Below are 12,694 nucleotides of genomic sequence, written 5' to 3'. Positions count from 1 at the left end.
ATCAGCGAGTCAGCTTGGGAAGAAATGACCTGCTTATTCGCACCTTCCTTAGCATCTGCCGGATAAATAACGCGCGTGGCTCCAAGTGCAATACCGCCGGACGCATTCGCGCTTGCAGAAACCATCATTAAAATAAACGATAAAATCAGTCCTGGTTTAATTAGGGTATTCATCAAAACCGTACCTTTAATAATGTGTTCGCAGGTGTTATGGATAAATCAACGTAAACCAGACATCCGACTGAATATTGCCTGGCACAAGGTGTTCGGAAATAGCCCGATATCGGGCGCTAAAATGAAACGCAAGCTCGCGGGTATCAATGGGCAGCCAGCTGACCGCCGTGGCGTTGGGGATTATCTGACGCTGCTGTTCGTCAAAGAGAGCCAGCCCCACCCCGCTGCTGATGGGTGTTTCACCGGGGCGCGATGTTGCCAGAAAAACCTGAGGGTCTTCCGCGGGCGTGATGCCCTGGAACTGGATCCCGACGGTGCGTGAGACATCCACGCTGCAATCCAGCAGCCGCACGGTAAAAGGCACATTTACGGTGGAAAAACTGCCCACCCCGGAAAACGAGTTGGTCCGGTATTGTCCCATATCGATGCGCATATTCTGGCTGTCTGGCGCCACGGCGCAACCACCGTTCACCAGTTCACCCCGGAGGTGTACTTTGCCGCCGTCAATCACCACCGTATGGGCGAATGCCTGGGAAGCCATCGCAAGGGTTAACAGCAGTAGTGTTCCTGTCCTTGTCATCCTTCGTTCCTGGCCTGAGCGTATGACGGGCCTCATCCCTGAGGCCAAAACATCCCTGTACGGAGGAATTATTCGTATTTCATAACGAAAGTGGCGTCAGCATTTGCCTGGCCTGGTTCAGTGGTCGCAGCAGTGGCTTTATAACGCGCACTGAAGTTCAGGGTGTTGGTGCCCTGGATCAGGTTCTGCGCAGCAGAGAAGGTGGCACCGTCTGGCGTGAGAACGCTGGATTTGCTGTCGAGGATCTCAATACCAACACCTTTCGCGGTGTTGTCGTTGCTACCGGAAGTCACTGCCAGCAGGGTTTTGTCAGTTGCGTCGATCTGACCGGTGAACGCCACAGCAGCCGTTTTCGCCACCAGCGGATCGCAATCGTTCAGTTCGATGGTGAATGGAATATTGGTGGTGGTATCACCCACTTTGGTGAATTTCGCGGTACGGTACTGACCGAGATTAACGGTCTGCTCGGAAGAATCGGTATTTACTGAACATGCAGCATTAACCAGTTCACCTTTAAAATGCACGGTACCGCCATTTACGGAAACTGGCGTAACCGGATCGGCAGCGTGAGCGGCACCCGCGACCAGGGCCAGTGAAGCAATAACAGTAGAAGCAATGTTGCTGAGTTTCATGTCTATTCCTTTAAAATGTAAATAACCCTTCCCGCGAATTTTCGGGAATAAGAAATACGTTCAATTGAAAAAATTGAAAGCTTATTTCGGAGGAGACAAAGTAGCTCAGGAAACTATTTTTAAATATGTCAAAACGCTGCCATTTTACCAGGTCACATCCTAATCCTGCCTAAGAAATTGACCATCACCCGAGAAGGGTCTTTACGCCCGCCGGAGGAAAACTCGCAAAGGGTGACTGACAGCGGCGCTCGCTTCTGACAAAATACAGGCCATCCCCCCTTTCAAACGTTACAGACGGAATCTTCTCTCTGATGGCAGCAAAGATTATTGACGGTAAAACGATTGCGCAGCAGGTGCGCTCTGAGGTCGCAGAAAAAGTGAAGGCGCGTAAAGCGGCTGGTTTTCGCGCACCAGGGCTTGCCGTTGTGCTGGTTGGTAGCAACCCGGCATCGCAGATTTATGTCGGCAGCAAACGCAAAGCGTGTGAAGAGGTGGGGTTCGTCTCCCGCTCTTACGATTTGCCAGAAACCACCACCGAAGCAGAACTGCTGGAACTTATTGACACCCTGAATGCCGATAAAGAGATCGACGGTATTCTGGTCCAGCTGCCGCTGCCGGCAGGCATCGACAACGTGAAGGTACTGGAGCGTATCGCGCCGGATAAAGATGTGGACGGTTTCCACCCGTATAACGTTGGCCGTCTGTGCCAGCGCGCGCCTCGCCTGCGTCCCTGCACCCCGCGCGGCATCGTGACGCTGCTGGAGCGTTATAACATCGACACCTACGGTCTGAACGCCGTAGTGATTGGCGCCTCCAACATCGTGGGCCGTCCGATGAGCATGGAGCTGCTGCTGGCCGGTTGCACCACCACCGTGACCCACCGCTTCACCAAAAACCTGCGTCATCACGTCGAGAATGCCGATCTGCTGATCGTCGCGGTCGGTAAGCCGGGCTTCATTCCAGGGGAATGGATTAAGGAAGGGGCGATTGTCGTGGACGTCGGGATTAACCGTCTGGAAAACGGCAAAGTGGTTGGCGACGTGGTTTATGAAGATGCCGCAGCGCGTGCCTCTTACATCACCCCGGTACCGGGCGGCGTAGGCCCGATGACCGTAGCAACCCTGATTCAGAATACCTTGCAGGCATGCGAGGAGTATCACGACGTAGAGGACGCGTAACATGGCGACATTTTCATTAGGTAAACATCCACACGTTGAGCTGTGCGATCTGCTGAAGCTGGAAGGCTGGAGCGAGAGCGGTGCGCAGGCCAAGATTGCCATTGCCGACGGGCTGGTTTTCGTCGACGGCGTGGTAGAAACGCGTAAGCGCTGCAAGATTGTTGCCGGTCAGACCGTCAGCTTTGAAGGTCAGAGCGTGACCGTTACGGCCTGAGCCGTCTGATGCCCTCACCCTAACCCTCTCCCGGCCGGGAGAGGGGATAACAATCCCCGCACACCTATCACGGTTAATTATCGATCAACTTCAAATAATCACTATTTCATCTGTTGAAAAGTGAAAATTGAGTTGCGCGTTTTTCACCCTTTGCCCACGATAGGTAGAACGTTCTACTAAAACGTTCTACTTACAATAACAGCGCCAAAAAAAGCGCTTCTCGGGGGAAATCAGCATGAGTCTGATATCAGGGTTTGTTAAATCGCTGTCTAAGTTATCGATGATTGGTCGCGCCTTAATGCTGCCAATTTCACTGCTTCCCGCTGCGGGCCTGCTGCTGGCCTTTGGCGATAAGTTTCACCTGCCGCTGATGATGAACGCGGGTGGGGTTATCTTTGATAACCTGCCCATGCTGTTTGCCATTGGCTCCGCCGTGGGTCTGGCATCGGAATCCGGCATTGCCGCACTGTCTGCCGCCGTCTCGGTGTTTGTTACCAATATCACCATCAGTACCGTGCTGAGCATTACGCCGGAAATGGCCTCTCAGGGCGGCAAATACGCCATGGTGGTCGGCATCCCGACGCTGCAGATGGGCGTCTTTGGCGGGCTTATCTGCGGTATTCTGGCGGCGTGGTGCTATAACCGTTTCCACACCATGCAGCTGCCGGAGTTTCTTGGCTTCTTCTCCGGCAAACGCTTTGTGGCGATTGCCACGGCGTTTCTCTCGTTCCTGCTCGGTCTGCTGCTGCCCTACGTCTGGCAACACATTCAGGCAGGCATCGACGCGCTCTCCGTGGTGGTGAACGGCGATAATCAGGCCGCCTCAACCTTTATCTTCGGTCTGGTCGAACGCGCCCTCATCCCGCTCGGTCTGCACCATATCTGGTATCCCTCTTTCTGGTATTCATTTGGTGATTACACCACTCAGGCGGGCCAGGTGATCCACGGCGACCAGACCATCTGGTTTAAGATGCTGGAAGAAGGTGTGAAATCCTTCAGCAGCGACACCTACCAGAACGCCGGTAAGTTCATGCAGGGTGAATTCCCGCTGATGCTGTTTGCCCTGCCTGCGGCGTGTCTGGCGATGTATCATGAAGCGCATACCAAAAATAAAAAAATCGCGGCCGGTATTCTGTTCTCTGCGGCACTCACCTGCTTCCTGACGGGGATCACCGAGCCGGTGGAGTTCACTTTCATCTTCGTCGCGCCGATCCTCTACGTCTTTAACGCCATTATGGCGGGCCTGGCGTACATGACCATGTATCTGCTGCACGCCCATATCGCCAAGTCGTTCTCGGCAGGCTTTATCGATTATCTGTCGTTCGGGATCCTGCCGTCATTCAATGGCTATCAGACCAACTTCCTCAATGCCATTATCATTGGTATTCCGATGGGCCTGATTTATTACTTCACCTTCCGTTTCGTGATCCGTCGCTTTGACGTGAAAACGCCGGGCCGTACCGAAGTGACCGCCAGCGCGGATGATAAATCCGATTCTGAACTCGCCACCGAAATCATTACCCTGCTGGGCGGTGCGCACAACATCGACTCCGTTGGCTCCTGTATCACCCGTCTGCGCCTGGAAGTGGCAAAAAGTGATGCGGTGGATAAAGATGGCCTGAACGGACTCGGCGCTCGCGGCGTGGTCTTCGTGGGTGATAACGGAATTCAGGTGATTTTCGGTGCCAGAGCACAGTTTATCGCCCAGACCATGTCCACCATGATTGGCAAATAATAAGATGCCGGAACGACACGTCTCCTGTAGTCTGAGAGACGTGTCGTATCTGGCTGATAATCGGTAAATTTCAGGGAGCGGTTTTGAAGAAAGTCAGCATCATTGATGTCGCAAAGCACGCGGGTGTGTCGGTCTCTACCGTATCGCTGGTGCTGCGCCAGAAAGGGAAAATCTCCGAAGCAACGATCGAGAAGGTCAATGCCGCCATCACGACGCTGGGCTATGTTCATAACGTTGCCGCTGCTAACCTTCGCGCCAACACCTCCAACCTGATCGGCCTGATCCTGCGTGATTTCAGCGACAGTTTTTCCATCAAAGTCATGGCGAGTATCGTCCAGGAGCTGGAGAAGCAGGGCTATATGGTTTTTCTCGGCCAGCCGCTGAACGATCGGGAGCATTTAGAGCGCACCCTGCTCTCCTTTAAGCAACAGGGCGTGGCGGGCGTGATCTATCTCGCGTCGGATACGCGCTCCCCAACCCTGCCGGAGCAGATCCGCCAGTGTCCGCTGCCGCTGGTGGTGGTCTCGCAGTCTCTGCTGGATGAAAAATGCAACCTGGTGATGCGCGATAACCGCCAGGCGGCAAACCTGGCCGCGCGCTATCTTATCGAGCGCGGGCACCGCAACATCGCCTACATTGGCGGACGCGAAGGCTGCCTTATTCGCGAACAACGCCTGCTCGGATTTCGCAGCGCAATGACCCAGAACGGGCTGGTGTGGCGCGATGAAAGCTCCCCGGCCTGCAGCGATGACACGCAAGCCGCCGCAATGGCGACCCGCCAGCTGCTTGAGAAAAACAACACCATCACCGCCCTGCTCTGTCATTCACCGGATGCGATGATCGGCTGCATTAGCGGCATTCATCAGGTGGGCCGCACCGTGGGAAAAGATGTATTTCTGACGCAGCAGGTCGCGCTGGTGGGCTTTGAAGATATGCTGCACGTCAACCTGACCTCGCCGTCGTTTACCTATGTCTCCTCTGCCAGTGACGAGACAGGCCGCCAGGCGGCGGGTCTTATCATCCGTAAGCTGAAAGAGCCAGAGCTGCAGACGCAGCGCATTACCCTCTCCGGCCAGCTTATCGCGCGGGAATCGGCGTAAAAATCGGAATTTAGCACAGGTCAGTTTCAGCGAAATCGCTGCTATATTCCCATGATTTGTCATGGAAAATTACGATGCCTACCGTTATCACTCACGCTGCTGTTCCGCTTTGCCTGGGCTTAGGCCTGGGAACCCGGGTTATTCCTCCCCGCCTGCTTTTCGCCGGTGTCGTGCTCGCGATGCTGCCCGATGCCGACGTGCTGGCGTTTAAGTTCGGCGTTGCTTACGGCAATGTTTTCGGCCATCGCGGCTTTACCCATTCACTGCTGTTTGCCTTCGTGGTGCCGATACTCTGCATACTGGTCGGGCGACGATGGTTCAGGGCAAGTTTGACGCGCTGCTGGCTGTTTTTAACCGTGTCGCTGCTGTCGCACAGCCTGCTGGATTCCGTCACCACCGGCGGCAAGGGCGTCGGCTGGCTGTGGCCGTGGTCAGATGAACGGTTCTTTGCGCCGTGGCAGGTGATTAAGGTCGCCCCGTTTGCCCTGTCGCGCTATACCACGCCGTACGGGCATCAGGTGATTATCTCTGAACTGCTGTGGGTGTGGCTGCCGGGAGTGGTGCTGATGGGGTTGTTGTGGTGGCGACGGAGGTAAAAAAGCCGGGTGGCGGCTACGCCTTACCCGGCCTACGGTCGTGCTTTTGTAGGCCCGGTAAGCGAAGCGCCACCGGGCGTTGCGGACTTACTTACGGCGCCAGGTGGTCCCCTGTGGGCCATCTTCCAGGATGATCCCCATTTCGGTCAGGCGATTGCGCGCTGCATCCGCTGCCGCCCAGTCTTTCGCCTGACGGGCTTCGAGACGCGCGTTAATCAGCGCTTCAATCTCTGCCACTTCGCCGTCATCCGCCTGCGCACCGCTTTGCAGGAAAGCATCCGGCTCCTGCTCCAGCAGGCCAAGCACGGAAGAGAGTTTACGCAGGTGAGAAGCCAGCGCATTCGCCGCCGCCATATCTTCTGACTTCAGGCGGTTGACTTCACGCGCCATATCGAACAGCACCGAGTAGGCTTCCGGGGTGTTGAAATCATCGTTCATCACCTCAACAAAGCGGGCCTCAAACGCCTCGCCGCCCGCGGCCTCCACGGACTTGTCGGTACCGCGCAACGCAGTGTACAGACGCTCCAGCGCAGAGCGTGCCTGTTTCAGGTTCTCTTCACTGTAGTTCAGCTGGCTGCGGTAGTGGCCCGACATCAGGAAGTAACGTACGGTTTCCGCATCGTAATACTTAAGGACGTCACGCACGGTGAAGAAGTTGCCCAGCGATTTAGACATCTTCTCGCGGTCAACCATCACCATCCCGGAGTGCATCCAGTAGTTCACATACTCGCCGCCGTGCGCACAGGTGGACTGCGCGATTTCGTTTTCGTGGTGCGGGAACATGAGGTCTGAACCGCCGCCGTGAATGTCAAAATGTTTGCCCAGCTGTTTGCAGTTCATCGCCGAGCACTCAATATGCCAGCCCGGACGCCCTTCTCCCCATGGAGATGGCCAGCTTGGTTCGCCCTCTTTGGACATCTTCCACAGCACGAAGTCCATTGGGTTACGCTTCACGTCAACCACGTCAACGCGGGCGCCAGCCTGCAGTTGGTCAAGATCCTGACGGGAAAGCGAGCCGTAGGTAGGATCGGTTGGCACTGAGAACATCACGTCGCCATTGTCCGCAACGTATGCGTGGCCGCGTTCAATCAGCTTTTCCGTGATCTCGATAATTTCGTGAATATGGTGGGTCGCACGCGGCTCGCTGTCCGGGCGCAAAATGTTTAACGCGTCAAAATCCTTGTGCATCTCAACGATCATACGATCCACCAGCGCGACAAAGCTTTCGCCATTTTCATTAGCGCGCTTGATGATTTTGTCGTCAATATCGGTGATGTTACGCACGTACTTCAGGTTATATCCGAGGAAACGCAGGTAACGCGACACGACATCGAATGCGACAAAGGTACGGCCATGGCCGATATGACAGAGATCGTAAACCGTAATACCACACACGTACATGCCGACTTCCCCGGCATGGATAGGTTTAAATTCCTCTTTCTGGCGCGTCATTGTATTAAAGATTTTTAACATCGAAGATTCCATGTAAACACGTGTGTGGACGAAAACCGGGTATTCTACCCGTAATTCAAACCCGAAGCAGCACACAATGCAAGGTGATCGCATCCTGTGGTTATGCTATAACAGGCCCCTATATCTGACCCGAACGCGGGTCGACGTACCACAATAACGGAACAGGATGCAAAAATGGTTACTTTCCACACTAATCATGGCGATATCGTAATCAAAACCTTTGATGACAAAGCGCCTGAAACAGTTAAAAACTTCCTGGACTACTGCCGCGAAGGTTTCTACAACAACACCATTTTCCACCGTGTGATCAACGGCTTTATGATCCAGGGCGGCGGTTTTGAACCGGGTATGAAGCAGAAAGAAACAAAAGAAGCGATCAAAAACGAAGCCAATAACGGCCTGAAAAACACCCGCGGCACGCTGGCGATGGCGCGTACTCAGGCACCTCACTCTGCCACCGCGCAGTTCTTCATCAACGTGGCTGACAACGACTTCCTGAACTTCTCCGGCGAAAGCCTGCAGGGTTGGGGCTACTGCGTATTCGCAGAAGTGGTTGAAGGCATGGACGTGGTCGACAAGATCAAAGCCGTTTCCACCGGCCGCAGCGGCATGCACCAGGACGTTCCAAAAGAAGACGTTGTGATTACCAGCGTGACCGTCAGCGAGTAATTCGTGGCGACACTCTTTATTGCAGATTTGCACCTGCAAACAGAAGAACCGGCGATCACCGCCGGTTTTCTGCGTTTTTTAGCGGGTGAAGCCAGACACGCCGACGCGCTTTACATCCTTGGCGACCTGTTTGAAGCCTGGATCGGCGACGACGACCCCAACCCGCTGCACCGTGAAATGGCTGCCGCCATTCACGCGCTGGTCACCTCCGGCGTTCCCTGCTACTTCATTCACGGCAACCGCGATTTTCTGGTCGGCCCTCGCTACGCCCGGGAAAGCGGCATGACGCTGCTGCCAGAAGAACAGGTGCTTGACCTCTATGGTCGAAAAGTCCTGATCATGCACGGTGACACGCTCTGTACGGACGATACCGGCTATCAGGCGTTTCGCGCGAAAGTCCACACCCCGTGGATCCAAAAGGTGTTCCTTGCCCTGCCGCTGTTTATCCGTCACCGTATCGCCGCCAGAATGCGCGCGGGCAGTAAAGCCGCCAACAGCAGCAAGTCGATGACCATCATGGACGTCAACCCGCAGGCAGTGGTCAACATGATGGAGAAACACCACGTCCAGTGGTTGATCCACGGTCATACCCACCGTCCCGACGTGCATACGTTGGTCGCGAACGGCGAACCGGCTCACCGTGTGGTACTGGGCGCGTGGCACAGCGAAGGATCGATGGTGAAAGTCACGCCTGAAGGTGTGGAACTGATCGCTTTCCCGTTTTAATTTCTCCCGCAAAAATCATTCTATTTTTTTGAACGATATCGGCAAATTGTTTCGATTTTAATCAGCCCGTGGTCGGCCTATCATTTATCACATCAGGGCAACACGCCCTATCCCAAACAAAACACTTAAGGATTACGACCATGAAATCTATCAAAACTTTCGTTGCAGTTGCCGCTCTGTCTCTGATCTCTTTCGGTTCTTTCGCACAAAGCATTAGCGCGACAGCCTCAACCCTGGATCGTGCAGAAGCGAAAATTGCCGCTCAGGCTGCTGAACAGGGCGCGTCTTACAAAATCACCAGCGCACAGTTCAATAACCGCGTGCACATGACTGCAGAACTGACTAAATAAGATCGCCGTTTGCCGTGCCGCCAGTAGATCCGCGACAGCGACAAGACGATGAGGAAGGAAAGAGAATGAAAAAAATCAGCATCGTAAGTGCCCTGCTGCTGGTCGCTGGACTGTCCACTGGCGCGATGGCAGCAGAGAATGGCTTCTGTGTACCGGAAGCCGGCTCGAATATCGACACCAGCATGGTGAATCATATTGATGTCAGCCACGCATTCGACAAAGAGAACCTGACCGCAGGGGATCTTCAGTAACCTCTCAAAACAGACCGCCTGAATGCGGTCTGTTTTGTTATTCCCGCGCACCACAACGGCTCGGTTTTTAACCGCGCAACCGTTTTCCTTGCCCGTATTACATGCTATTCTCTGTGCCCTCGAAAGCAGTGTGTTTCGCACCACAGGAGTTTTAAGACGCATGTCTTCCCGCAATAATCCGGCGCGTGTCGCCATCGTGATGGGGTCCAAAAGCGACTGGGCTACCATGCAGTTCGCCGCCGAAATCTTTGAAATCCTGAATGTTCCTCACCACGTTGAAGTGGTTTCCGCACACCGCACGCCGGATAAACTGTTCAGCTTTGCAGAAAGCGCGCAAGAGAATGGTTACGAGGTGATCATTGCCGGTGCGGGTGGTGCAGCTCATCTGCCGGGCATGATTGCCGCCAAAACGCTGGTGCCGGTACTGGGTGTTCCGGTGCAGAGCGCCGCACTGAGCGGTGTCGACAGCCTTTACTCCATCGTGCAGATGCCGCGTGGTATTCCTGTGGGTACGCTGGCCATCGGCAAAGCGGGCGCGGCAAACGCGGCTCTGCTGGCAGCGCAGATCCTGGCGACGCACGATAAAGCCTTACTTCAGCGTCTGGCGGACTGGCGTAAAGCCCAGACCGACGAAGTGCTGGACAACCCGGACCCGCGGGGTGCGGCATGAAGCAGGTTTGCGTCCTCGGTAACGGTCAGTTAGGCCGCATGCTGCGCCAGGCCGGTGAACCGCTGGGTATTGCCGTCTGGCCGGTCGGTCTGGATGCCGAACCCGAAGCCGTGCCGTTCCACCAGAGCGTCATTACCGCTGAGATTGAACGCTGGCCGGAAACCGCGCTGACCCGTGAACTGGCGCGCCATAACGCTTTTGTGAACCGCGACGTGTTCCCAATCATTGCAGACCGTCTGACGCAAAAACAGCTGTTCGACAAGCTCGGACTGGCCACCGCGCCGTGGCAGTTGCTGTCTGATAAAAGCGAGTGGAACGATGTCTTCGCTATGCTGGGCGAACTGGCGATTGTAAAGCGTCGCGTCGGCGGTTATGACGGCCGCGGACAGTGGCGTTTGCGCGCGCACGAAACCGCCGAACTGCCGGAAGAGTGCTACGGAGAGTGCATCGTTGAGCAGGGCATCAACTTCAGCGGTGAAGTGTCGCTGGTTGGCGCTCGCGGCCACGACGGGCGTACCGTATTTTATCCTCTGACCCATAACCTGCATCAGGACGGGATCTTACGCACCAGCGTCGCCTTCCCGCAGGCCAATGCTGAACAGCAGGCCCAGGCGGAAGAGATGCTCTCGGCCATTATGCATGAACTGGGTTATGTGGGCGTGATGGCGATGGAGTGTTTTGTAACGCCGTCTGGTCTGCTGATCAACGAACTGGCACCGCGCGTTCACAACAGCGGTCACTGGACGCAAAACGGCGCATCAATCAGCCAGTTTGAGCTGCACCTGCGCGCCATTACTGACCTGCCGCTGCCGCAGCCGGTGGTTAACAGCCCTTCAGTGATGATCAACCTGATCGGTACCGATCTGAACTACGACTGGCTGAAGCTGCCGCTGGTGCACCTGCACTGGTACGACAAAGAGGTTCGTCCGGGGCGTAAAGTGGGTCACCTGAACCTGAACGACAGCGACGCAGGCCGCCTGAGCGCTACCCTGGAAGCGATGATCCCTCTCCTGCCGCCGGAATACGCAAGCGGGATTGTCTGGGCGCAATCAAAGCTCAAATAAGCGATAATTGCCGGGGAGTTGATCTTCCCCTTCCCCGGCCTCTCCTCACGCGCGTAAAATCCCCCTCCATTGCTGTTTTGATTTCTGGAATAACCATGAACGATGGAACGGATTATCGCGCGATACTCGCGTCCGATACCCCTTTGATTGACGTTCGCGCGCCGATCGAATTTGCGCAGGGTGCGATGCCTGCGGCAATCAACCTGCCTTTAATGAACGACGACGAACGCGCCGCCGTGGGGACCTGCTACAAACGCCAGGGGCCCGACGCTGCGCTGGCGCTCGGCCATAGTCTGGTGAACGGCGACACGCGGGAGGCCCGGATCAACGCCTGGCGCGAAGCCTGTCTTGCCCGACCTGAGGGCTTTATCTGCTGTGCGCGCGGCGGACAGCGCTCGCATATCACGCAGGCCTGGCTGAAAGAGGCGGGCGTGGATTACCCGCTGATCCGCGGCGGCTATAAAGCCCTGCGTCAGACGGCGATTCAGGTCACTATTGAGCAGTCACAAAAACCGATGGTGCTTATCGGCGGCTGTACCGGAAACGGTAAAACGTTGCTGGTGAAGCAGCACGCGCAGGGGATCGATCTGGAAGGGCTGGCCCACCATCGCGGCTCATCGTTTGGCCGCACGCTTACACCACAGCTTTCCCAGGCAAGCTTTGAAAATCATCTGGCCGTCGAGCTGTTGAAAAAAGATGCTACACGTTGGGTGCTGGAGGATGAGGGCAGGATGATTGGCTCTAACCATCTGCCGGAATGCCTGCGCGACCGGATGGCCGAAGCCCCTATCGTGGTGGTAGAGGATCCGTTTGACATTCGTCTTGAGCGCCTGCGCGAAGAGTATTTCGACCATATGTGGGCCGATTTTTCTGCCGCCTACGGCGAAGAGGCGGGCTGGAAGGAGTATAGCGAGTATCTGCACCACGGTCTGTTCGCCATTCGCCGCCGTCTGGGGCTGCAGCGTTATGCGGAATTCACCGCGCTGTTAGATTCCGCACTGCTGGAACAACAACGCTCTGGCAGCACTGACGCACACTTTAGCTGGCTTGCGCCGCTGCTCAGAGATTATTACGACCCGATGTACGGCTATCAGTTGGAGAAGAAAGCGGAGAAGATTGTATATCGCGGGACGTATGGCGAGGTCGCTGACTGGCTTGATCGCTAAAAGAAAGCCGGGTGGCGAGGTAAAAGCAAAACGGCAACCTGGTTGCCGTTTTTAATGTTTGTACCCTCTCCCTGTGGGCTGAGGGTTCCCCAGAAAAATGAAAAGCACGATGAAGTG

Annotated in this window: 15 protein-coding genes; 12 read left to right on the top strand and 3 right to left on the bottom strand. The window is 55.5% G+C overall.

Annotation, left to right across the window (positions count from 1 at the left end; all coding sequences use genetic code 11):
* Positions 1 to 207 precede the first annotated feature (207 nt).
* Together fimI and fimA are read right to left on the bottom strand one after the other, a co-directional pair.
* A complete protein-coding gene (fimI, locus tag HX884_RS22625; protein WP_013095931.1) occupies positions 208 to 753 on the bottom strand; it encodes a type 1 fimbrial protein subunit FimI in 546 nt (181 codons plus the stop codon).
* Between the two features lie 68 nt (positions 754 to 821).
* Complete coding sequence (gene fimA, locus HX884_RS22620) at positions 822 to 1,385, bottom strand: type 1 fimbrial major subunit FimA (RefSeq protein ID WP_013095930.1); 564 nt, start codon at positions 1,383 to 1,385, stop codon at positions 822 to 824.
* 311 nt (positions 1,386 to 1,696) lie between these two features.
* Here fimA and folD point away from each other — a divergent pair, with 311 nt between their 5' ends.
* The 5 genes from folD to HX884_RS22595 all read left to right on the top strand — a co-directional run bounded on the left by folD (position 1,697) and on the right by HX884_RS22595 (position 6,208).
* A complete protein-coding gene (gene folD / locus HX884_RS22615; RefSeq protein WP_013095929.1) occupies positions 1,697 to 2,563 on the top strand; it encodes a bifunctional methylenetetrahydrofolate dehydrogenase/methenyltetrahydrofolate cyclohydrolase FolD in 867 nt (288 codons plus the stop codon).
* A 1-nt stretch (position 2,564) separates the two neighbouring features.
* Positions 2,565 to 2,777: a ribosome-associated protein YbcJ gene (gene ybcJ / locus HX884_RS22610; protein ID WP_013095928.1), complete on the top strand. Its 213-nt coding sequence runs from the start codon at positions 2,565 to 2,567 to the stop codon at positions 2,775 to 2,777.
* A 235-nt stretch (positions 2,778 to 3,012) separates the two neighbouring features.
* Positions 3,013 to 4,512, top strand: coding sequence for a PTS transporter subunit EIIC (locus tag HX884_RS22605; protein ID WP_014830936.1), 1,500 nt, complete (start codon positions 3,013 to 3,015; stop codon positions 4,510 to 4,512).
* A gap of 83 nt (positions 4,513 to 4,595) precedes the next feature.
* Entirely contained in the window at positions 4,596 to 5,612 is a 1,017-nt protein-coding gene (gene malI / locus HX884_RS22600; RefSeq protein ID WP_058681159.1) for a Mal regulon transcriptional regulator MalI, read from the top strand.
* A 74-nt stretch (positions 5,613 to 5,686) separates the two neighbouring features.
* Positions 5,687 to 6,208: a metal-dependent hydrolase gene (locus tag HX884_RS22595; RefSeq protein ID WP_178328824.1), complete on the top strand. Its 522-nt coding sequence runs from the start codon at positions 5,687 to 5,689 to the stop codon at positions 6,206 to 6,208.
* A gap of 87 nt (positions 6,209 to 6,295) precedes the next feature.
* On the opposite strand, the gene cysS is transcribed toward HX884_RS22595, so the two are convergent.
* Positions 6,296 to 7,681 (bottom strand): cysteine--tRNA ligase, encoded by a 1,386-nt coding sequence (gene cysS / locus HX884_RS22590; RefSeq protein ID WP_020685027.1) that lies wholly within the window; start codon positions 7,679 to 7,681, stop codon positions 6,296 to 6,298.
* 174 nt (positions 7,682 to 7,855) lie between these two features.
* Between cysS and ppiB the strand changes: the two genes are divergently transcribed.
* The 7 genes from ppiB (at position 7,856) to mnmH (ending at position 12,577) form a co-directional block, all read left to right on the top strand.
* Positions 7,856 to 8,350, top strand: coding sequence for a peptidylprolyl isomerase B (ppiB, locus tag HX884_RS22585; RefSeq protein WP_020685026.1), 495 nt, complete (start codon positions 7,856 to 7,858; stop codon positions 8,348 to 8,350).
* Positions 8,351 to 8,353: 3 nt separating this feature from the next.
* Entirely contained in the window at positions 8,354 to 9,076 is a 723-nt protein-coding gene (lpxH, locus tag HX884_RS22580; RefSeq protein ID WP_178328823.1) for a UDP-2,3-diacylglucosamine diphosphatase, read from the top strand.
* 140 nt (positions 9,077 to 9,216) lie between these two features.
* Complete coding sequence (locus HX884_RS22575) at positions 9,217 to 9,426, top strand: YdgH/BhsA/McbA-like domain containing protein (RefSeq protein WP_045902393.1); 210 nt, start codon at positions 9,217 to 9,219, stop codon at positions 9,424 to 9,426.
* Positions 9,427 to 9,491: 65 nt separating this feature from the next.
* Positions 9,492 to 9,677, top strand: coding sequence for a hypothetical protein (locus HX884_RS22570; protein ID WP_013095920.1), 186 nt, complete (start codon positions 9,492 to 9,494; stop codon positions 9,675 to 9,677).
* A gap of 160 nt (positions 9,678 to 9,837) precedes the next feature.
* Positions 9,838 to 10,347 carry a 5-(carboxyamino)imidazole ribonucleotide mutase gene (gene purE, locus HX884_RS22565; RefSeq protein ID WP_040021485.1) on the top strand — a complete coding sequence of 170 codons (510 nt, stop codon included), beginning with the start codon at positions 9,838 to 9,840 and terminating at the stop codon, positions 10,345 to 10,347.
* A complete protein-coding gene (gene purK, locus HX884_RS22560) occupies positions 10,344 to 11,411 on the top strand; it encodes a 5-(carboxyamino)imidazole ribonucleotide synthase (protein WP_013095918.1) in 1,068 nt (355 codons plus the stop codon). The genes purE and purK overlap by 4 nt, the downstream gene beginning before the upstream one ends.
* A 95-nt stretch (positions 11,412 to 11,506) precedes the next feature.
* Positions 11,507 to 12,577 (top strand): tRNA 2-selenouridine(34) synthase MnmH, encoded by a 1,071-nt coding sequence (mnmH, locus tag HX884_RS22555; RefSeq protein ID WP_178328822.1) that lies wholly within the window; start codon positions 11,507 to 11,509, stop codon positions 12,575 to 12,577.
* Positions 12,578 to 12,694: the final 117 nt, after the last annotated feature.

The sequence above is a fragment of the Enterobacter sp. SECR19-1250 genome, assembly GCF_013391025.1.
GTDB lineage: Bacteria > Pseudomonadota > Gammaproteobacteria > Enterobacterales > Enterobacteriaceae > Enterobacter > Enterobacter cloacae.
This window is presented reverse-complemented; position numbering and strand designations above follow the sequence as displayed.

Bases quoted from the DNA above. Each gene is read 5' to 3' on its own strand.
- fimA (WP_013095930.1), bottom strand. From the start codon at position 1,385: ATGAAACTCAGCAACATTGCTTCTACTGTTATTGCTTCACTGGCCCTG.
- mnmH (WP_178328822.1), top strand. From the start codon at position 11,507: ATGAACGATGGAACGGATTATCGCGCGATACTCGCGTCCGATACCCCT.
- HX884_RS22575 (WP_045902393.1), top strand. From the start codon at position 9,217: ATGAAATCTATCAAAACTTTCGTTGCAGTTGCCGCTCTGTCTCTGATC.
- HX884_RS22605 (WP_014830936.1), top strand. From the start codon at position 3,013: ATGAGTCTGATATCAGGGTTTGTTAAATCGCTGTCTAAGTTATCGATG.
- ybcJ (WP_013095928.1), top strand. From the start codon at position 2,565: ATGGCGACATTTTCATTAGGTAAACATCCACACGTTGAGCTGTGCGAT.
- cysS (WP_020685027.1), bottom strand. From the start codon at position 7,681: ATGTTAAAAATCTTTAATACAATGACGCGCCAGAAAGAGGAATTTAAA.
- HX884_RS22595 (WP_178328824.1), top strand. From the start codon at position 5,687: ATGCCTACCGTTATCACTCACGCTGCTGTTCCGCTTTGCCTGGGCTTA.
- purK (WP_013095918.1), top strand. From the start codon at position 10,344: ATGAAGCAGGTTTGCGTCCTCGGTAACGGTCAGTTAGGCCGCATGCTG.
- ppiB (WP_020685026.1), top strand. From the start codon at position 7,856: ATGGTTACTTTCCACACTAATCATGGCGATATCGTAATCAAAACCTTT.
- HX884_RS22570 (WP_013095920.1), top strand. From the start codon at position 9,492: ATGAAAAAAATCAGCATCGTAAGTGCCCTGCTGCTGGTCGCTGGACTG.
- purE (WP_040021485.1), top strand. From the start codon at position 9,838: ATGTCTTCCCGCAATAATCCGGCGCGTGTCGCCATCGTGATGGGGTCC.
- folD (WP_013095929.1), top strand. From the start codon at position 1,697: ATGGCAGCAAAGATTATTGACGGTAAAACGATTGCGCAGCAGGTGCGC.
- fimI (WP_013095931.1), bottom strand. From the start codon at position 753: ATGACAAGGACAGGAACACTACTGCTGTTAACCCTTGCGATGGCTTCC.